Raw genomic sequence first — 352 nt, 5'->3', positions numbered from 1 at the left:
GAGAACGCTGTTTATTTGGAGCTGAGATTACGTTTAGGACAGAGTTTAGTGCTCCAAGCGCGCAGATGCTCTTAGGGTAAACATAGTATTCACCATTCATGGATATGGCTGGTTTGAAGTAATAGTCAATATCGTTGCTAATAGGCGGAAATGCAAGAGTGGTATTTACTTCGCCAGGCTCAAAAGAAAGAAATTCTCTAAGTATTTTTTCGACCAAGTGTTCCTGAAGCCTTGAGTGCTTAGCTATGGATTTGATGTTTGTCGAAGATGCAACTTTGTCCTTTGCCAATTCTATTAATGAATTCGCTACGCGATGGATGTCTTTCAGCTTGAGTCCATTTGATGTTAAGCC

At 40.6% G+C, this 352-nt stretch carries 1 protein-coding gene; it reads right to left on the bottom strand.

Features of this window, described 5'->3' with window-relative positions:
• Positions 1-352 (bottom strand): hypothetical protein (locus AC3XQU_RS23325; RefSeq protein WP_489876529.1); only part of this gene is annotated, 352 nt, incomplete at both ends.

The sequence above is a fragment of the Telluria sp. AZSoR62 genome (assembly GCF_058111565.1).
The sequence above is the reverse complement of the archived record's forward strand: the minus strand, read 5'-3'. Positions and strand labels throughout refer to the sequence as shown.